Origin of the sequence: Ramlibacter montanisoli (genome assembly GCF_013087525.1) — a bacterium.
Lineage (GTDB): Bacteria > Pseudomonadota > Gammaproteobacteria > Burkholderiales > Burkholderiaceae_C > Ramlibacter > Ramlibacter montanisoli.
This window is the reverse complement of sequence record NZ_JABFCS010000001.1, coordinates 4,152,388-4,169,344: the sequence shown is the minus strand read 5'-3', so window position 1 is coordinate 4,169,344 and position 16,957 is coordinate 4,152,388. Positions and strand designations below refer to the sequence as shown.

At 68.8% G+C, this 16,957-nt stretch carries 21 protein-coding genes and 1 pseudogene; 8 read left to right on the top strand and 14 right to left on the bottom strand.

Translation table 11 applies throughout. The annotated features are described in order from the left end of the window. Positions 1–2 precede the first annotated feature (2 nt). A complete protein-coding gene (locus HK415_RS20650) occupies positions 3–1,103 on the top strand; it encodes a magnesium transporter CorA family protein (RefSeq protein ID WP_171562537.1) in 1,101 nt (366 codons plus the stop codon). Beyond that, positions 1,100–1,828 carry a DUF72 domain-containing protein gene (locus HK415_RS20645; RefSeq protein WP_309246775.1) on the top strand — a complete coding sequence of 243 codons (729 nt, stop codon included), beginning with the start codon at positions 1,100–1,102 and terminating at the stop codon, positions 1,826–1,828. The genes HK415_RS20650 and HK415_RS20645 overlap by 4 nt, the downstream gene beginning before the upstream one ends. Here HK415_RS20645 and HK415_RS20640 read toward each other — a convergent pair. From HK415_RS20640 to HK415_RS20630, 3 genes are all read right to left on the bottom strand, one after another. After that, positions 1,811–2,461, bottom strand: a complete 651-nt coding sequence (locus HK415_RS20640) for a glutathione S-transferase family protein (protein ID WP_171562535.1) — start codon at positions 2,459–2,461, stop codon at positions 1,811–1,813. The genes HK415_RS20645 and HK415_RS20640 overlap by 18 nt on opposite strands. Positions 2,462–2,553: 92 nt before the next feature. Then, positions 2,554–3,429: an amidohydrolase family protein gene (locus tag HK415_RS20635; RefSeq protein WP_171562533.1), complete on the bottom strand. Its 876-nt coding sequence runs from the start codon at positions 3,427–3,429 to the stop codon at positions 2,554–2,556. Next, positions 3,429–4,112: a dienelactone hydrolase family protein gene (locus HK415_RS20630; RefSeq protein WP_171562531.1), complete on the bottom strand. Its 684-nt coding sequence runs from the start codon at positions 4,110–4,112 to the stop codon at positions 3,429–3,431. Before HK415_RS20630 ends, HK415_RS20635 begins: the two co-directional genes overlap by 1 nt. 123 nt (positions 4,113–4,235) lie before the next feature. Between HK415_RS20630 and HK415_RS20625 the strand changes: the two genes are divergently transcribed. The 3 genes and pseudogenes from HK415_RS20625 to HK415_RS20615 all read left to right on the top strand — a co-directional run bounded on the left by HK415_RS20625 (position 4,236) and on the right by HK415_RS20615 (position 6,123). Then, complete coding sequence (locus tag HK415_RS20625) at positions 4,236–4,982, top strand: SDR family oxidoreductase (protein WP_171562529.1); 747 nt, start codon at positions 4,236–4,238, stop codon at positions 4,980–4,982. Then, a complete protein-coding gene (locus tag HK415_RS20620; RefSeq protein ID WP_171562527.1) occupies positions 4,982–5,482 on the top strand; it encodes a MaoC family dehydratase in 501 nt (166 codons plus the stop codon). The genes HK415_RS20625 and HK415_RS20620 overlap by 1 nt, the downstream gene beginning before the upstream one ends. Next, a pseudogene (locus HK415_RS20615) lies at positions 5,483–6,123 on the top strand (MarC family protein). Between the two features lie 17 nt (positions 6,124–6,140). Here HK415_RS20615 and HK415_RS20610 read toward each other — a convergent pair. Continuing rightward, entirely contained in the window at positions 6,141–6,770 is a 630-nt protein-coding gene (locus HK415_RS20610; RefSeq protein WP_171562525.1) for a hypothetical protein, read from the bottom strand. Next, on the bottom strand, positions 6,770–7,282 hold the full coding sequence (locus HK415_RS20605) for a hypothetical protein (RefSeq protein WP_309246774.1): 513 nt from the start codon (positions 7,280–7,282) through the stop codon (positions 6,770–6,772). Before HK415_RS20605 ends, HK415_RS20610 begins: the two co-directional genes overlap by 1 nt. Before the next feature lie 435 nt (positions 7,283–7,717). Between HK415_RS20605 and groES the strand changes: the two genes are divergently transcribed. The 3 genes from groES to HK415_RS20590 all read left to right on the top strand — a co-directional run bounded on the left by groES (position 7,718) and on the right by HK415_RS20590 (position 10,198). Then, positions 7,718–8,038 (top strand): co-chaperone GroES, encoded by a 321-nt coding sequence (gene groES, locus HK415_RS20600; RefSeq protein WP_171562521.1) that lies wholly within the window; start codon positions 7,718–7,720, stop codon positions 8,036–8,038. A gap of 39 nt (positions 8,039–8,077) precedes the next feature. After that, the gene (gene groL / locus HK415_RS20595; protein WP_171562519.1) at positions 8,078–9,724 is read left to right on the top strand and encodes a chaperonin GroEL; all 1,647 of its coding nucleotides are present in this window, start codon (positions 8,078–8,080) and stop codon (positions 9,722–9,724) included. Positions 9,725–9,829: 105 nt separating this feature from the next. Continuing rightward, complete coding sequence (locus HK415_RS20590; protein ID WP_171562517.1) at positions 9,830–10,198, top strand: hypothetical protein; 369 nt, start codon at positions 9,830–9,832, stop codon at positions 10,196–10,198. A 6-nt stretch (positions 10,199–10,204) separates the two neighbouring features. On the opposite strand, the gene HK415_RS20585 is transcribed toward HK415_RS20590, so the two are convergent. From HK415_RS20585 to HK415_RS20545, 9 genes are all read right to left on the bottom strand, one after another. Beyond that, a complete protein-coding gene (locus tag HK415_RS20585) occupies positions 10,205–10,432 on the bottom strand; it encodes an AMP-binding enzyme (RefSeq protein ID WP_171562515.1) in 228 nt (75 codons plus the stop codon). Beyond that, positions 10,408–11,421 carry an AMP-binding protein gene (locus HK415_RS20580; RefSeq protein WP_171562512.1) on the bottom strand — a complete coding sequence of 338 codons (1,014 nt, stop codon included), beginning with the start codon at positions 11,419–11,421 and terminating at the stop codon, positions 10,408–10,410. Before HK415_RS20580 ends, HK415_RS20585 begins: the two co-directional genes overlap by 25 nt. Then, positions 11,418–11,807, bottom strand: a complete 390-nt coding sequence (gene pyp / locus HK415_RS20575) for a photoactive yellow protein (protein WP_216369847.1) — start codon at positions 11,805–11,807, stop codon at positions 11,418–11,420. Before pyp ends, HK415_RS20580 begins: the two co-directional genes overlap by 4 nt. Before the next feature lie 105 nt (positions 11,808–11,912). After that, a complete protein-coding gene (locus HK415_RS20570; RefSeq protein ID WP_171562510.1) occupies positions 11,913–12,923 on the bottom strand; it encodes an ABC transporter substrate-binding protein in 1,011 nt (336 codons plus the stop codon). Positions 12,924–12,947: 24 nt separating this feature from the next. Next, the gene (locus HK415_RS20565) at positions 12,948–13,727 is read right to left on the bottom strand and encodes a pseudouridine synthase (RefSeq protein WP_171562508.1); all 780 of its coding nucleotides are present in this window, start codon (positions 13,725–13,727) and stop codon (positions 12,948–12,950) included. Then, a complete protein-coding gene (locus HK415_RS20560; protein WP_171562506.1) occupies positions 13,720–14,445 on the bottom strand; it encodes a Crp/Fnr family transcriptional regulator in 726 nt (241 codons plus the stop codon). The genes HK415_RS20565 and HK415_RS20560 overlap by 8 nt, the downstream gene beginning before the upstream one ends. Positions 14,446–14,478: 33 nt before the next feature. Further along, entirely contained in the window at positions 14,479–15,312 is an 834-nt protein-coding gene (locus HK415_RS20555; RefSeq protein ID WP_171562504.1) for a GspE/PulE family protein, read from the bottom strand. Then, on the bottom strand, positions 15,309–16,205 hold the full coding sequence (locus HK415_RS20550; RefSeq protein WP_171562496.1) for a GspE/PulE family protein: 897 nt from the start codon (positions 16,203–16,205) through the stop codon (positions 15,309–15,311). Before HK415_RS20550 ends, HK415_RS20555 begins: the two co-directional genes overlap by 4 nt. Next, complete coding sequence (locus HK415_RS20545) at positions 16,184–16,867, bottom strand: hypothetical protein (protein WP_171562489.1); 684 nt, start codon at positions 16,865–16,867, stop codon at positions 16,184–16,186. Before HK415_RS20545 ends, HK415_RS20550 begins: the two co-directional genes overlap by 22 nt. Between the last annotated feature and the right edge of the window lie 90 nt (positions 16,868–16,957).

The window sequence follows — 16,957 nt, the reverse complement described above, 5'->3', positions numbered from 1 at the left end:
GCGTGCAGATCGTCGAGTTCGGCGCCGGCACGCTGCGATTCCTGGAGCAGCCGCCGCAGAAGGTCCCGGAAGGCGGCTTCGTCTGGATCTACCTGGACCGCGAGGAGCTGCAAGCCAGCCTTCCGGCGCTGCAGCAGGCGGCGCAGTCCCTTGGCGGCTCCGCGCTGCTCGACCTGCACCTGAAGGACCTGGGCAACCGCGCCCACCCTTCGCACTACGACTACACCTCCATCTACGACCTGGTGATCTTCCGGCGGCTGGCCACGGAAGAAGAAGTGAAGGTGGAGCTGGGCGACGACGACGCGGCCGACGCCGACAAGGTGCTCGCCACCTTCGGCCGCATCCGCACGCGCGCGATCGGCTTCGCCGTGTTCGACCGCCTGCTGGTCAGCGTGCATCCGGCCGGCTGCCAGTCGGCCCGCACCTTCATCCAGCGCTATCTCGGCGAAGTGGTGCGCAACGAGGGCGTGACCGCCGTCGCGCGCACGCGCCTGCCCGGCAGCCCCGCCGACCTGATGCTGCGCATGGTCAACATGATGGTGGACAGCTACCTGGAGCTGCGCAAGGTGCTCAGCGCGGAACTGGAGCACTGGCAGCACGCCCTGCTGGCCGCACGTGCGCGAGGCGCCGACTGGGCCGCCCTGCTGTCCGCGCGCAACGCGCTGCACACGCTGGAAGACCTTTGCGAGGAGCAGAACGACGCCATGCAGGAGTGGCTGGACGGCCAGCAGGAACAGCCCGCGCCCTGGATGACGCAGGCCGAACGCGACGGCCTGATGGCCCGCGCACGCGACGTGGTGGAGCACATCGAACGCGTGGTGCACCACGTGCGCCGCATGGAACACGGCGCCGAGACGGCGGTGCAGATCCACTTCTCGGCGCTGGGCAACCGCACCAACGAGATCATGCGCACGCTGACAGCGCTGACCGCCATCTTCCTGCCGCTGAACCTGATCGCCGGCGTGTTCGGCATGAACTTCGAGTTCGTCCCGCTGGTCCACCAGGCCACCGGCTTCTGGTGGACGCTGGGCACCATGGCGACGATCGCGATCGCGCTGGGCGTGGTCTTCTGGCGCAAGCGTTACCTGGCGCGCACGCGGTGATCCTGGTCGGCACCGCCGGCTGGAGCCTGCCGCGCGATGTGCAGGGCGCATTCGCCGAGGGGGACAGCCACCTGGCGCGCTACGCGACGCGATTCCCGGTGGCCGAGATCAATTCCTCGTTCCACCGTCCGCACCAGCGCTCGCTGTACGAGAAGTGGGCGGCGGCCGTGCCGGCGCACTTCCGGTTCTGCGCCAAGCTGCCGAAGACGATCACGCACGAGCGCAGGCTGGTCGACTGCGAAACGCTGCTCGGCGAGTTCCTGGCGCAGGCGGGCGGACTGGGCGACAAGCTCGCCTGCCTGCTGGTGCAGTTGCCACCGAGCTTCGCCTTCGACGCGTCCGTGGCCACGCCCTTCCTCGCGTTGCTGCGCGCGCGCTTTGCCGGCGCGCTGGCGATGGAGCCGCGCCACGCCACCTGGTTCGAGCCCGAGGCCGACGGGCTGCTGCGCGAACTGCAGATCGCCCGCGTGCTGGCCGACCCCGTGCGCCACGATGCCGGTCGCTGGCCCGGCGGCTGGACCGAGCGCATCTACCTGCGGCTGCATGGCACGCCGCGGGTCTATTACTCGTCCTACGAGCCGGAACTGCTGCGCGCGCTGTCCGACCGGATGCGGATCGCCGCGCGCGAGGGCGCGGAAGTCTGGTGCATCTTCGACAACACGGCCTCCGGCGCCGCGGCCGGCAACGCACTGGACCTGCAGCGCCTGCTAGAAGAAGGGCGCTGACAGCTTCTCGGCCTCGAACACGCGCTGCACCGCGGGGCGCTCGCTCATGCGCTGCAGGTAGGGACCGAGATGGGCGCGCTCGCGCGCCTTGCCCTGCGGGAAGTTGCGGGTCCAGCGGCACAGCGTGAACACGTAGGCGTCCAGCGCGCTGTAGTCCTGGCCGAGCACCCAGGGGCCGCCGTTGTCCGCGACCAGCGCATCGAGCTGGTCCAGCAGGCCGCCGACCTTCTCCTGCGCCTTCGCCTTCACTTCCGCCGCGCCTTCCGCATTGCCTTCCTTCACCCAGCGTTCCGGATAGAAGTACACGATCAGCGTGGCCTGCAGGGTGTTGGTGCACCACATCAGCCACTTGTAGAAGTGCGCCCGAGCCGGCGTGCCGATCTCGGGTGCCAGGCGTGCTGCGGGGTTCGTGTCGCACAGGTGCAGCACGATCGCCGCCGTCTCGTACAGCACGAGGTCGCCGTCGGTCAGCACCGGGATCAGCCCGTTGGGATTGAGCTTCAGGTAGGCCGGCTCCTTGTGCCGGTTCTGCGAGCGGTCCACCAGCACGCGCCAGTAGGGGATGCCGAGTTCCTCCAGCACGATGTGCGGGATCATCGCGGCGGTGCTGGGGTAGTAATGCAGCTGGATCATTGAGTTCCTCCCCAGGATTGTCCGCTACGCGGACTGCTCCTCCCCCCTCCGCAAGCGGAGGGGGCGAGCGCCTTCGGGCGGCCGTGCGGCGCTCATGGTGGCTTCAGTCCGAAAAGCGACGCGCCATTGTCCCAGGCGATGCGCCGCGCCACGTCCGGCGGCAGCTCGCCCAGCCAGGTGCGGTAGCCTTTCATCGTGTCGTCGTAGTACTGCCAGCGCTGGTTGATCCAGGTGTCGGAGCCGACGACGAAGCGCGTGGGATATTTCAGCAGCAGCTGGCGCCACTCCGGGCACAGCCTGCCGCCCTCGCAGGTCAGCCCCGGCCGGTACGACAGTTCGCCGACCAGCCGCGGGTATTTCGCCATCAGCTGGTCGACGCGCGCCACCGGCGCGCCGCCGATGCCCGTGTGCGCCCAGATCAGGCGCGCCTTCGCGCCCTTGGAAGGCGTGTGCGCCATCAGCAGGTCGATCGCGGTGTCGTCCACGTGCGCCAACACCGCCAGGTCCTTCTCCTCCGCCAGCGCCATCAGCTTGCGTGCCACCGGCCCGTTGGCATTGGCCGAGTCGTATAGGTGAAACTCGCCCAGCCCGCGGTAGGGCCCGGCCGCTGTGCCGCGCGCCAGCTCCGCCTGCACCATCTCGTAGATGGTCTCGTCGCGAAACCAGTTCGTGTAGTCCGCGCGGTTGCGGTACAGGCGCACAAAGGGCACCACCGTGACACCGGCCTGGCGGGTCTCGGGCGACTGCGCGAGCGACTTGGTGCCGTCGTTCGGCCGCGAGTTGGCGATGATCGCGCGCACGCCGTTGCGCTTCATGCGTCCCAGCACGTCCGGCAGCGGGTGCGGGCCCTCGCTGCCGTTGAAGGCTTCCTCGTTGTAGTGCAGGTGTGCGTCGAACAGCGGCCCGCTGTAGTCGGCGGCCGAGGCGGAGGAAGCGGCGAGGGCCGCCAGGGCGAGCCAGCGCCGCATCAGCCGACGTGCTTGCCGAAGAAGGCCAGCGTGCGCTCGCGCGCGAGCTTCGCCGCGTCCGCGTTCCACGAGCCGCGCTGGTCGCAGTTGAAGCCGTGGTTGGCGTGGTACACGTGCACCTCCACTTCGGGATGCGCCTTCCTGAAGGCTTCCACGCTCTCCAGCGGGATCCAGTGGTCCTGGTCGCCGAAATGCGCCAGCACCGGGCACTTCGGCTTGCGCGCGACCTCGTCCGGCGTGGTGACGCCGCCGCCGTAGTAGGGTACCGCCGCACTCAGGCCATCGAGCTTGCAGGCCGAGCGCCAGGTGAGCAGGCCGCCGTAGCAGAAGCCGACGATGCCGACCTTGCCCGCCTGCGACGCATGCTGGATCGCCGCCTGGATGTCCTGCATCACGCCGGGAGACGACAGCGCCTCGGTGGCGGTCTTCAGCGCCATGCCGGCGGTCATGTCGTCCTGCTCGTAGCCCAGTTCGACATCGGGCTTGACGCGGTGGAAGATCGCCGGCGCCACCGCGAGATAACCTTCCGCCGCATAGCCGTCGGCCACCGAGCGGATGTGCGAGTTGACGCCGAAGATCTCCTGGATCACGACGATGCCGCCCTTGGCCTGCCCCTTGGGCTGGGCAACGTAGGCGGGGATGGCCTGCCCATCGGCTGCCTTGAGTTCCGTGAATTGGCCCATGTGACGGTCTCCTGGTTGGTCAATGCAAGGGGGCCGAGCTTCCCTCATCCGGCACTTCGGCGTCAATCCGGGGCTTTTGGTCTAATCAGCTGGGGTCGCACAGCGCGGCAGTGGAGGCAATCAGTGGACGAAGTTCTGTTGGTCACCGGCGGCAGCCGGGGCATTGGCGCCGCCACGGCGGTGCTGGCGGCACGCAAGGGCTTCGCCGTCGCGGTGAACTACGCGCGCAACGGCGCGGCCGCCGAGGAAGTGGTGCACGCGATCCGCTCGGCCGGCGGCAAGGCTGTGGCGCTGCAGGGGGACGTCGGCGACGAGGCCCAGGTGATGGAGCTGTTCCGCCAGGTCGATGCCAAGCTCGGGCGGCTCACCGCGCTCGTGAACAACGCCGGCATCGTCGACCGCACCGCGCGGGTCGAGGAAATGAGCGTCGAACGCCTGAAGCGCATGATGGATGTCAACGTGATCGGCAGCATCGTCTGCGCCCGCGAAGCCATCAAGCGCATGAGCACGCGGCACGGCGGCAAGGGCGGCGCGATCGTCAACGTGTCGAGCGCGGCGGCGCGCCTGGGCGCACCGGGCCAGTACGTGGACTACGCGGCCTCCAAGGGCGCGATCGACAGCTTCACCATCGGGCTGGCCAAGGAAATCGCGGCCGAAGGCATCCGCGTCAACGCGGTGCGCCCGGGCCTGATCGAGACCGACATCCACGCCTCCGGCGGGCTGCCGAACCGCGTGCGCGAGCTGCAGCACCTGGTGCCGATGCAGCGCGGCGGCAGCGCCGAGGAAGTGGCACATGCGATCGTGTGGCTGCTCTCACCCGAGGCGAGCTACACCACCATGTCTCTGATCGAAGTGTCGGGAGGGCGCTGATGGCGGTCACGACCTACTGGGAGGACCTGCGGCCCGGCACGGTGCGCGAACTGGGCACCACATCCGTGAGCGCCGAGCAGATCAAGGAGTTCGCGGCCCAATACGACCCGCAGCCCTTCCACCTCGACGAGGAAGCCGGCCGCCGCTCGCTGTTCGGCGGGCTGTGCGCCAGCGGCTGGCAGACCTGCGCGCTGGCCATGCGCCTGACCGTGGACCACATGCTGCGCGATTCCTCCAGCCTGGGCTCGCCCGGGCTGGAAAGCCTCAAGTGGCTCAAGCCGGTCTTCCCCGGCGACCGGCTCTCGCTGCGTCACACCATCCTGGAGTCGCGCGCGCTGCGCAAGCGGCCCGACACCGGGATGGTCCGCTCGCGCTGGGAGATGTTCAACCAGGACGGCGACAAGGTGCTGGAGATGGACGGCTACGGCTTCTTCGGCCGGCGCCAGCCTGCGAGCGAAGAGGAACTGGCCCGCATGGATGCGCAACGCGCGGCGGCCTGAATGGAGTTCAAGCCGCTCATCACGCTGCTGGCCATCGTCAACCCGCCGGCCATCATTCCCTTCTTCATCTACTACACGCAGGGCTTCTCGTCGGCGCAGCGGCGGCACACCGTGGTCGTCGCCTCGATCACCGCCTTCCTGGTGATCGCCACCTGCGCGCTGCTGGGCATCCGCATCCTGGAGTTCTTCGGCATCTCGCTGGCCAGCTTCCAGGTGGGCGGGGGCATGCTGCTGCTGATCAGCGCATTGAACATGCTCAATGCCAAGCCGGCGGAGGCCAAGCCCTCCAGCAACGAGATGGAGGCGGGCGCGGAGAAGGCGGCCATGGGCAACAGCATCGCGGTGGTGCCGCTGAGATCCCGCTGCTCACCGGCCCGGCCACCATGTCCACGGTGGTGATCTATGCCGACCGCGCGCACAACGCGCTGGAGCTGGCCACGCTGGTGGGCTACGGCGTGGTGATCGCGCTGGTCACGGCGGTGAGCTTCGCGCTGGCGCACCCGATCGCGCGGGTGCTGGGGCAGACCGGCATCAACGTGCTGACGCGCCTGATGGGCCTGATCCTCGCCGCGCTGGCCGTGGAGGTGATGGCCGAGGGCCTGGGCAAGCTGTTCCCCATCCTCGGCCGCGCTGCCGGCTGAAGCTCGCGCCGCGCCGGCTACCTGGCCGACGCCTTCGGTTCGACCACGGCCATGCGGCCCCCGCCCGGCGGCACGGCGCGCTTGAGCAGCGAGCTGCGCACCTCGGACGCGGAGCCCGACTTCAGCACCACCGGGATGTCCTTGCGCTCCTCGACGACCTCCACCCGCGTGATGGAGTTGAAGTCGTTGCGGTGGAAGCGCAGCGTGCCGATGTAGACGGCCCTGGCGTCCGCCGGCACGTCGAAGTACAGGCCGCCCGGGAACCAGAGCTTTTCCTGCCGGATGCCGTCCAGGAAGGTCAGGCCGCCGTTGAGGAAGGTCCGCTGCCGCGCCATCTTCACCATGAAGGGCGTGCCCCAGTCGACCTCCAGGCTGGTCTGGAACTCGGAGGCCTTCACGGCGCCCGGCGTGACCGGCCGGTATTCCGGACCGGTGGCCATCCACATGCGGAACATGCGCTTTTCGCCGATCACGTTCCAGTGCGACTTCTGTTCGCCCTGTTCGAGTGGCGGCACCAGTTCGATCTTGCCGATCACGACGACTTCGCCCTGGCCGGCCTTCAGGTCGGTGGCCGGCGGCAGCGCCTGCGGAACGGCGCAGGCCTGCAGAAGCAGCAGGGGAAAGATCAGTGCGAGGAGCCTGGTCATCACAGCCGCGCCAGTTCGCGCTTGATGCGCTCGACGATGATCGGGGTGTCCTTCGTGTCGTCGTCCTTCAGGATCTCCTCCAGCATTTCACGGCGCGAGGGCGCGTTCGGCGCCGGCAGCACCTGGAACTTGGATTGCTCCAGCCAGCCGCTCTTCTCGTTCTTCATCTTGTACGAGCCCAGGTGGTAGACACCGGGCGCCTTGATCACCACCGCACCGACCTCGTCACCCTGCTTGCCGAAGTTGTAGGTGTAGAAGGTGTTGCTGCACAGGATGCCCAGGCAGGACTGGCCCTTGATCGTGTCCAGCTTGTGCGAACCCACAGGCAGCGCCATCGACCAGAACAGGAAGCCGTCCTTGAACTTCTTGAAGCCGGTCGTGTAGTAGGGCGCGTCCGTCTTGGGGCGGTACTGCTGGATGTAGATCGAGCTGACGTGGTTGATCTCCACGTCCTTGATGTCGACCCACCCGTAGGCGAGCGAGCGGTGCTCGAAATCGGTCACCTTGGTCACGCTGGAGCAGGCAGCGAGCAGGAAGACGGCAAGGAGCGCGGCTGCGCGTTTTTGAGGATGTGCATGGTTCCCTCCATGGGTTTTCTTGTTCGAGCGGTCCATTAGAGGAGAGCGCCGGGCAGGCGCCATGCGGAGCGCCGCACGGATGGGCCACCGGCGGATGGGCGCCGTCCCGCGACGGATGAGCGGCGCCGTGGTGTGCGTGAAAATTACAGTGCCAGCGGCCGGTGCCCGCGCTACGGCGCGGCAAGGTCAGCCGAAGACTACGCGCCGCCCCGCTTGAAACCGACACAAAACCCCTTATCATTAGCACTCGTTGGAGTTGAGTGCTAACAGCCGAGCTGTCTCCAGCACCCCTCCGCGCACTAGTTAATGGGCGCTAACTTCGGTTGGCGCTCCTGGTGTCCAACCCCTGTATCCATTGAAGGAGATGCAATGAAGCTTCGCCCCCTGCACGACCGTGTGATCGTCAAGCGCCTCGAGCAAGAAACCAAGACGGCCTCCGGCATCGTGATCCCGGACAACGCCGCCGAGAAGCCGGACCAGGGCGAGATCCTGGCCGTGGGCCCCGGCCGCAAGAACGACAAGGGCGACGTCATCGCGCTGAACGTCAAGGTCGGTGACCGCGTCCTGTTCGGCAAGTACTCCGGCCAGACCGTCAAGGTCGATGGCGACGAGCTCCTGGTCATGAAGGAAGACGACCTGTTCGCCGTGGTCGAGGGCGCTCCCGCCGCCGGCCTCAAGAAGGTCGCGTAAGCCTCCTCCCCCGAATCCATCTCACAGAGGTAAAGAACAATGGCAGCAAAAGACGTGATTTTCGGCGCTGACGCGCGTCACCGCATGGTCGAAGGCGTGAACATCCTGGCCAACGCGGTCAAGGTCACCCTGGGCCCCAAGGGCCGCAACGTGGTGCTCGAGCGCTCCTTCGGCGCCCCCACCGTGACCAAGGACGGCGTGTCCGTGGCCAAGGAAATCGAGCTGAAGGACAAGCTGCAGAACATGGGCGCGCAGATGGTCAAGGAAGTCGCTTCCAAGACCAGCGACATCGCCGGTGACGGCACCACCACCGCCACGGTGCTGGCCCAGTCCATCGTCCGCGAAGGCATGAAGTACGTGGCCGCCGGCATGAACCCGATGGACCTCAAGCGCGGCATCGACAAGGCCGTGCTGGCCCTGACCGAGCAGCTGAAGAAGGCCTCCAAGGCGACGACGACCAGCAAGGAAATCGCGCAGGTCGGCTCCATCTCCGCCAACTCCGACGCCTCCATCGGCGACATCATCGCCAAGGCGATGGACAAGGTCGGCAAGGAAGGCGTGATCACCGTCGAAGACGGCAAGAGCCTGGAAAACGAACTCGACATCGTCGAAGGCATGCAGTTCGACCGCGGCTACCTGTCGCCCTACTTCATCAACAACCCGGAAAAGCAGTCCGCGCTGCTCGACAACCCCTTCGTGCTGCTGTACGACAAGAAGGTCTCGAGCATCCGTGACCTGCTGCCCGTGCTGGAGCAGGTCGCCAAGGCTTCGCGTCCGCTGCTGATCATCGCGGAAGAAGTCGAAGGCGAAGCGCTGGCGACGCTGGTGGTCAACACCATCCGCGGCATCCTGAAGGTCGTGGCCGTCAAGGCGCCGGGCTTCGGCGACCGCCGCAAGGCCATGCTGGAAGACATCGCCATCCTGACCGGCGGCAAGGTGATTTCGGAAGAAGTCGGCCTGACGCTCGAGAAGGTGACGCTGGCCGACCTGGGCCAGGCCAAGCGCATCGAAGTGGGCAAGGAAAACACCACCATCATCGACGGCGCCGGCGCCGCTGCCGACATCGAAGCGCGCGTCAAGCAAGTGCGCGTGCAGATCGAGGAAGCCACGTCCGACTACGACCGTGAGAAGCTGCAAGAGCGCGTGGCCAAGCTGGCCGGCGGCGTTGCCGTGATCAAGGTCGGTGCCGCGACCGAAGTGGAAATGAAGGAAAAGAAGGCTCGCGTGGAAGACGCGCTGCACGCCACCCGCGCTGCCGTGGAAGAAGGCATCGTGGCCGGCGGTGGCGTGGCCCTGCTGCGCGCCCGCCAGGCGGCCGGCACGATCAAGGGTGACAACCCCGACCAGGACGCCGGCGTCAAGCTGGTCCTGAAGGCGGTCGAGTCTCCCCTGCGCGAGATCGTGGCCAACGCTGGTGGCGAGCCGTCCGTGGTGGTCAACGCCGTGCTGAACGGCAAGGGCAACTACGGCTTCAACGCCGCCAACGACACCTATGGCGACATGATCGAGATGGGTATCCTGGATCCGACCAAGGTGACCCGCACCGCGCTGCAGAACGCCGCGTCGGTCGCGTCCCTGATGCTGACCACGGAAGCCATGGTCGCCGAAGCCCCGAAGGAAGAGGCCCCCGCCATGGGCGGTGGTGGCATGGGTGGCATGGGCGGCATGGGCGGCATGGACATGTGATGTCCGCTGCCTGAAGGCTGGCCTTCAAGCGAAGAGGAAGCCGCGGCGAGAGCCGCGGCTTTTTTCATGGGCTAAACAAAAGCGCCAGGCCGCGGATGTATGGGCGTGACGACCATCGACCCCAGGATGCAGCTGGCGGCCGCCCTGCAGGCGCAGCTCGCGGCCGCGCGCGAGCGCGCCCGCGTGCCGCAGCGGGCCCGTGCCGCAGGAGCTGCCGCGCCCCCAGGCGCGCAGGCGGCAGGCATGGCGCAGCGCATCGGCGCCATCGACCGCGGCGACCCCGACCGCCGGCGCAAGGCGGTGCGGCTCTACCTGGAAGCGGAGCTGTCGCGCGAGTTCGGCGCCGGGCTGTTGAACGACCCCGCGCTGCCGCTGCTGCTCGACGCCGTGCAGCAGCGCATGCAGGAAGACGCCGCCACGGCGGCGGCCGTCGAAGCGGTGGGGGACCTGCTGCTGTCCGGCCCCGCGGCCTGAGCCGCGTCAGTCGTGCAGGCTCCAGTCCGCCGCCTTGCCCGACGGCGTCACCGGAAGCTGCGCGCCGAAGCGGATCGCCTTGGGCCGCTCCGGGGTGCTGAGCTCGCGGTCGATCCAGTGCTGCAGGTCGGCCAGCAGCGTGGGCGCGGGCGGCGCGGGCGGCCGGGTCACGATGAAGGCCTTCAGCCGCGTGCCCTCGTCGGGGCGCATCAGCCGCACCGCCGCGTCCAGCACGGCGGGATGGCGGCGCAGCACCTCGCGCACGCGCGCCGGGAACACATTGATGCCACCGACCTGCACCGCGTCGTCGTGCCGCGCGCCCACGCGGAACAAGCCGTCGCCCCCGGCACCAGCGCATCGGGCAAGGCTGCCGCCTGCTCGCCGCCTTGCGGCAGCGTGCGCAGCAGCCAGTGCGGGTTCTGCGGATCGACCCGCCAGTGCGGGAAGAAGGCGTAGGGCGCTTCGTGCGAATCCCGCGCGCCGATGCCGGCGGTCTCGGACGCGCCGTACACCTGCACCAGCCGTGACAGCCCGGTGCCCTGCAGTTGCAGCGCCACCTCGTCGGGGCAGGGCGCGGTGGAAGTCACGCCCACCACGTCGGGCGGCAGGGCCGGAACGGTGCGTGCCACGGCGCGCCAGAATTCGGGGTGCGCGACCACCAGGTCGCCCGGCTGCGCACCGCGCGCCAGCCATGCGGGCGTGCTGCCGCGCAGGTCCTGCACCGCGTCCGAGAACACGCCCAGCTCGCGCGGCAGCAGCACGGTGAACAGGAAGCCGTAGATGTGGTGGCCGGGGACCGCCGCCAGGATGCGGCGCCGCCCGGGAAACAGCGTGGCCAGGTGCGCCGTTTCCTGGCGCAGCGTGGCCAGGGGATGCAGGCAGGGCTTGGGCAGGCCGGTGCTGCCCGAGGTGCGGAAGGTGAGGCACTCGCTGTACCGCTCCAGGCCGGCCCGCGCGATGTCCACCCAGTCGCCGAGCGTGCGCCGCGCCAGCAGGTAATCCTCGATGCCCGAAGCGTGCAGGTGCAGCGCCTCGGCCAGCGCGGCGGCCGCGGTCATCAGTTCGAGCGAATCCACGCCCAGGTCAGCCTCGAGCCGGGTCGCGTCGGTCCACAGGCGCGCATGCGGCACGGCGGCGCGCCGCATGCGCGCCAGTTCGTCGGCCAGCAGGTCGGCGACGAAGCCGCGCAGCACGGCGCGCGGCTCCCACCAGGGCAGGGTCACAGGCGCTTGACGAAGATCCAGAAGCTGCCGTCGCTGATGGCCTTCTTCATGTGGATCTTCACCTTGGTCGGGCTCATGTTGTAGTCGAACACGTACTCGAACATCGTGTTCAGGTTGCCGTCCCGCACCCCGGCGTCGAACACGCCCTTGAAGGTCGGCGTGCTGGTGCAGGGCGCCACGTCGCGGAAGAAATTCTTGCCGATCACCGCCTTCGCGTCGCGGCCGGTGATGCTGGCTTCCGCCGCGTTGTACTGCAGGATGGTGCCCTTGCCATCGAGCTGCACGGCGCCGAAGGCCAATTGGTCGACCTCCTTGGCGGTGAGCTTCGACAGGACGTTGTCGAAGTCGTCCCGGCCGAAACCGACGATGTTCAGGCTGCCTGCCATGGCCGCTCCTTGTAGTAGTACAAAGAGCAGAGTTTATGGAAGAGCAGGCCGCGCGCCCTGCCCTTTGGTCGGCCGGGCCGCGCCGCCTGCCTGCGAACGCGGCTCTCAGCGGGGCTGGGACTCCACTTCGCGCGTCCAGCGTTCCACCAGCCGCCGGCGCTCGCTGGCCTTGCCGAAGCGCTCGAAGTCGTACTTGATCAGCCGCACCGCGTCGATCGTGGGGATGCGCGGATCCGGCCGGAAGGTCTTGTTGGCCGGCACCTGCAGGCTGTTGGCGCGGGCGCCGATCTGCTGGCCGGCCGGCCCCATCAGCCAGTCGTAGTAGCGCTTGGCCGCCTCGCGGTTGCGCGCGCCCTTGACCAGCGCGATGCCGCCGATCTCGTAAGGCGTGCCCTCGCAGGGCGCGGCGGCGTAGACGGGGAACTTGTTGGTCAGGCGCTCGTTGTCGAAGCCGAAGATGAAGCTGATGCCGATGCCCACCTCGCCCTTGGCCACGCTGCGGGCCTGGGCGGTGCCGCTGCGCGTGTACTGCGTGACGTTGCGGTGCAGCTTCTTCATGTAGTCGAAGGCGGCGTCCTCCCCCATCAGCTGCACCAGGCCGGCGAGGATCGTGTACGCCGTGCCGCTCGAGGCCGGGTGCGAGGTTTCGATCTCGCCCTGGTAGCGCGCATCCAGCAGGTCCTTCCAGCACTTCGGCGCCGGCAGCTTCTTCTTCTTCAGCACCTCCTCGTTCCAGCCGAAGCCGATCGCGCTGGTGTAGAAGCCGCCGACGTGGTTCTGGCTCATGGCGTACTGCCGCACGGCCCACCCGTGCAGGTCGCCGAGGTAGTCGGGGCGGTAGGGCTCCAGCAGCCCGGCTTCCGCCGCCTGGTAGTAGGGGTCGCCCGTGCCGCCCCACCAGAGGTCGGTCTTGGGGTTGGCCGCCTCGGCGCGCAGCTGCGCCAGCGCCTCGCCGGTGGGCTTGCGCGTCTGCAGCACGCGCACGCCGGTGGCCTTGCTGAACTCCTGCGCCGCCAGCTCGCACCAGGACTGGTCCGTGCTGCAGATCGCGTTGACCACGCCCTGCGCGCGCGCGGCCCCTGCAGCGCGGCGGCCACCAGGGCGGCCGCGATCCACATCCTGCGTTGCATGCCTTCTCCTTCAGAAGCGTTCGTGCGGCGCGAGGTAGCGCCACTGGCCCAGCGGCAGCTGGCCGAGCGTGATGCGGCCGATGCGCACCCGCTTGAGCCCCACCACCTTCAGGCCGACCAGCTCGCACATGCGCCGGATCTGGCGCTTCTTGCCCTCGGTGAGCACGAAGCGCAGCTGCTCCGGGTTCTGCCAGTCCACCTTCGCGGGTTTCAGCGCCTGCCCGTCGAGCGTGAGGCCGTGGCGCAGGCGCGCGAGCTGCTGCGGCGGGAAGGCGGCCTGCACGTCGTTGCTCACCGCGCCGAAGGCCACGCGCACGAGATATTCCTTCTCGACGCCGGAGTCCTCGCCGATCAACTGGCGCGCCACGCGGCCATCCTGCGTCAGCACCAGCAGCCCGGTGGAATCGATGTCCAGCCGGCCGGCCGGCGCCAGGCCTTTCAGCTGCGCGGGCACGAAGCGGTGCGGCGAGCGGTCGTCCTTCCAGCGGTTGCGTCCCTGCACGAGGACCACTGCCGGTTCGTGCCCGTCCTCGGCCTGCCCGCTCACGTAGCCGATCGGCTTGTGCAGCAGGATGGTCACCTGCTCGCGCTGCTGCCCGCGCGCCCGCGGGTCGATGTCGATGCGCGCCTGCGGGGCCACCTGCAGGCCCATGGTGGCGACCGCGCCGTCCACCTTCACCCAGCCCCTGGCGATCCAGTCGTCCGCCTCGCGGCGCGAGCACAGACCGAGTTCGGCCATGCGCTTGTTCAGTCGGGTGGTGCCGCCGGGGGCGGCTGGTGCTTCAGGCATCGTTGCGGAGGGGGAAGGGAGTGGAGCGCAGCGCCTGCAGGTCGAGGATGCGGACGCCGCCGTATTCGACCCGGATGATGCCCTGTTCCTGCAGCGACGACAGCGCCTCGTTCACGCGCTGGCGCGACAGGCCCACCAGGTAGGCCAGTTCCTGCTGCGTGATGCGCAGCACCTCGCCCACGCCGGGGAACAACACCGGGTTGAACAGCGCCGCCAGGCTGCGCGCAACCCTCAGGTCGGGGTTGCTCATGCGGTCGATCTCGCGGGCGGCGATGAACTGCGCCAGCCGCTCGTTCAACTGGTTCATCACGAAGCGGTTGAAGCCGATCGAGTGGTCCAGCAGCCAGTGGAAGGTGTCGGCCGGCAGCCCCGCCACCACGCTGCGGCGCAGCGCCTGGATGTTGTAGCGGTAGATCTCGCGCTTGAGCACCGTGCCCTCGCCGAACCATCCGCCGGGCGGCAGGCCGCTGAAGGTGATGGTCTGGCCCTGTGCGTTCTCGTTGCTCATCTTGAGCAGGCCTTCGACCACGCCGAACCAGTAGGTCACCGGCCGCCCGACGCGGCAGACGTAGTCGCCCGCCATCGCGTCGCCCACCTTGATGTTGCGCACCGCCACCTCGCGCTCCGCCGCCTGCAGCACCGCCAGCCAGGGAATGCCGGCGAGCTCCTGCGGCGTCGGGTCGCGCCGCCGCTGGTGGAGGGTGAGTTCGGTGGCCATGGGGATCGGGGATGCGGCGCCCCCGATTCTGCTTCAGCGGCAGCTGGTGAGGACCTGCTTCAAGTCCAGTTGCCCCTGCAGGACCTTCTCGATCGCGTCCTGTTCCAGCGTGGTCATGCCTTCCTGCAGCGCCAGGCGCAGCAGCTCGCCCGAATTGGCGCGGCGCTGGATCGCGGCCTTGAGCGCCGGCGAATTCACCAGCAGCTCATACACCCCCAGCCGTCCCTTGTAGCCGCTGTTCTCGCAGTCCGGGCAGCCGTGCGGGGCCTGCAGCGTGAGCGCTCCGGAGGCATCGCCATGGCGCTTGCGCCAGCGCGCCGCGATCTCGCCAGGGTCCTGCCCGCTTTCACGGCAGTACTCGCGGGCCAGGTAAGCGATCTCCTCGTCGCTGGCCACGTGCGGCTGCTTGCAATGGCACAGGCTGCGCACCAGGCGCTGCCCGACCACCGCCACCAGCGCATCGGAGAAATTGAACGGGTCCACGTCCAGGTCGATCAGTCGCAGCACGCTCTCCACCGCGCTGTTGGTGTGCATGGTGGAGAACACCAGGTGCCCGGTCAGCGCCGCGGCCGTCACCGTGCGCGCGGTCTCCGCGTCGCGCGTCTCGCCCACCATGATCACGTCGGGATCGGCACGCAGGAAGCTGCGCAGCACGGTGGGGAAGTCCAGCCCCAGCCTGGGGTTGACCTGCACCTGGCACAGGCCGTCCTGGGTGATCTCCACCGGGTCCTCCACAGTCCAGATCTTGCGGTCCGCGGTGTTGATGTGCGCCAGCAGCGAGTGCAGCGTGGTGGTCTTGCCGGAGCCGGTGGGGCCGCACACCATCACCAGGCCGTAGGAGCGGTGCGCCGCTTCCTTCAGCTTCACCAGGTCGGGCGGCGCCAGACCCAGCTGTCCACCGACATCGCACGCGGCGCGGACAGGATCCGCATCACCACGTCCTCCAGCCCGCCGGCGGTGGGCATGGTCAGCACGCGCAGCTCGATGGGGCGCTCGCCGAAGGTGCCGAACAGGATGCGGCCGTCCTGGGGCCGCCTGCGCTCGGAGATGTCCAGTTCCGCCATGATCTTCAGGCGCGAGATCAGCGCCGAGCGGAAGTTCGGCGGCACCTCGATGTAGGGCGTGAGCACCCCGTCCTGGCGGAAGCGCACGCGGCTGGGCTTGTCGTCGCCGCGCGACTCGATGTGGACGTCGGAGGCGCCCTGTTCCCAGGCGTCGCTGATCATCTTGTTGACCAGCCGTACCAGCGTGTTGTCCGATTCGCCCACCGCGTCGTGCGCGGTGCGCTCCGGCTGCCCGCCGCCCTCCTCGCCCAGCTTCTTGAGCAGCTGGCCGATCTTCTCGCGGCCCTTGCCGTCCCCGTAGAACTGCTCGATGGCGGCGTCCAGCTCCGCGGCGGGCGCCAGGCAGGGATCGACCTTCAGTGAGGTGAAGAACTCCAGCTCGTGCAGCGCCTGCCAGGACAGCGGGTTCTCCAGCGCCACGGCCAGCCGCTTTTCCGAACGGAACAGCGGCATCGCCTTGTGCTTGCGGGCGAGCTCGGGCGTGATCGCCTTCAGCGCGTTCGGGTCGAAGGGGAAGCGCGCCAGCTGCACCGAGGGCACGCCCAGCTGGCTGACCATGGCCTGCCGGATCACCTCGCGGCTGACCGCGCCGGCCTCGCACAGGATCTCGTGCAGCGAGCGCGCGTCGCCCTGCTTCTGCCGTTCGATGGCCTCGTCGCGCTGCTGCGGCGTGATCAGGCCGTCCTGCACCAGCACCTCGCCCAGGTCCTGGCTGGCGAGCTTGCGCCGCTGCAGCGCGTCCTCGACTTCCTGGCGCGTCTCGCTCTTGGCCTTGCCGAAGAACTCGCAGGTGTTGGCGGCCTGCCCCGGCTGCAGGTGTGCAGGATCTGGTCCTGCAGCGAGGTCGCGCCGGCGCCTGCCAGCTTGTAGTGCACCAGGGCCTGCACGGGCACGAACCAGCGCAGCACCGCGTCCGAGTAGTTCACCACGTACAGGAACAGGCCCGCGCGCCGCGGCAGCACCGCCGCCACGTCCACGTGCAGCATCCCGCCGTCCTTGAGCTGCACGGTGCATTCGCGCTTCACGCGCCTGGGCCGGCTCATCACGGCGCCGGGCGGCGCTTCCATCGGCACCGGCTCCAGTTCCACCGAACGCGAGAGGAACAGGCTGCGGAACTCCTGGAAGCGCAGCGCGCGGCGCGCGCCGGTCTCGGGCTGGAAGTCCAGCAGCTGCTGCTCGAAGTCGATCGCGAGCACGGTGCCCAGGAGCTTGTCGCCGCCCAGGAGCGTCACCAGCGCGCGCTCGGCCTCGCCAGGCGCGCGGTTGTCGATCAGGCGGAGGTGGTGGGGCGCGGGCCACCGGAGGTCCCCGCTGTCCTGGTCCCCGCCGGCGAGGGACGGCGCGATGTTCTGCGTCAAGTTGATGCTCTTTCGTTGGGAGCGAGCATCTACTGCAGGCAGGCAAGGCCCGTTGACGTGAGTCAAGCCCATGGCCGCCGCGTATGACGT

Bases quoted from the DNA above. Each gene is read 5' to 3' on its own strand.
- HK415_RS20640 (WP_171562535.1), bottom strand. From the start codon at position 2,461: ATGATCCAGCTGCATTACTACCCCAGCACCGCCGCGATGATCCCGCAC.
- HK415_RS20635 (WP_171562533.1), bottom strand. From the start codon at position 3,429: ATGCGGCGCTGGCTCGCCCTGGCGGCCCTCGCCGCTTCCTCCGCCTCG.
- HK415_RS20630 (WP_171562531.1), bottom strand. From the start codon at position 4,112: ATGGGCCAATTCACGGAACTCAAGGCAGCCGATGGGCAGGCCATCCCC.
- HK415_RS20620 (WP_171562527.1), top strand. From the start codon at position 4,982: ATGGCGGTCACGACCTACTGGGAGGACCTGCGGCCCGGCACGGTGCGC.
- HK415_RS20610 (WP_171562525.1), bottom strand. From the start codon at position 6,770: ATGACCAGGCTCCTCGCACTGATCTTTCCCCTGCTGCTTCTGCAGGCC.
- groES (WP_171562521.1), top strand. From the start codon at position 7,718: ATGAAGCTTCGCCCCCTGCACGACCGTGTGATCGTCAAGCGCCTCGAG.
- groL (WP_171562519.1), top strand. From the start codon at position 8,078: ATGGCAGCAAAAGACGTGATTTTCGGCGCTGACGCGCGTCACCGCATG.
- pyp (WP_216369847.1), bottom strand. From the start codon at position 11,807: ATGGCAGGCAGCCTGAACATCGTCGGTTTCGGCCGGGACGACTTCGAC.
- HK415_RS20565 (WP_171562508.1), bottom strand. From the start codon at position 13,727: ATGCCTGAAGCACCAGCCGCCCCCGGCGGCACCACCCGACTGAACAAG.
- HK415_RS20560 (WP_171562506.1), bottom strand. From the start codon at position 14,445: ATGGCCACCGAACTCACCCTCCACCAGCGGCGGCGCGACCCGACGCCG.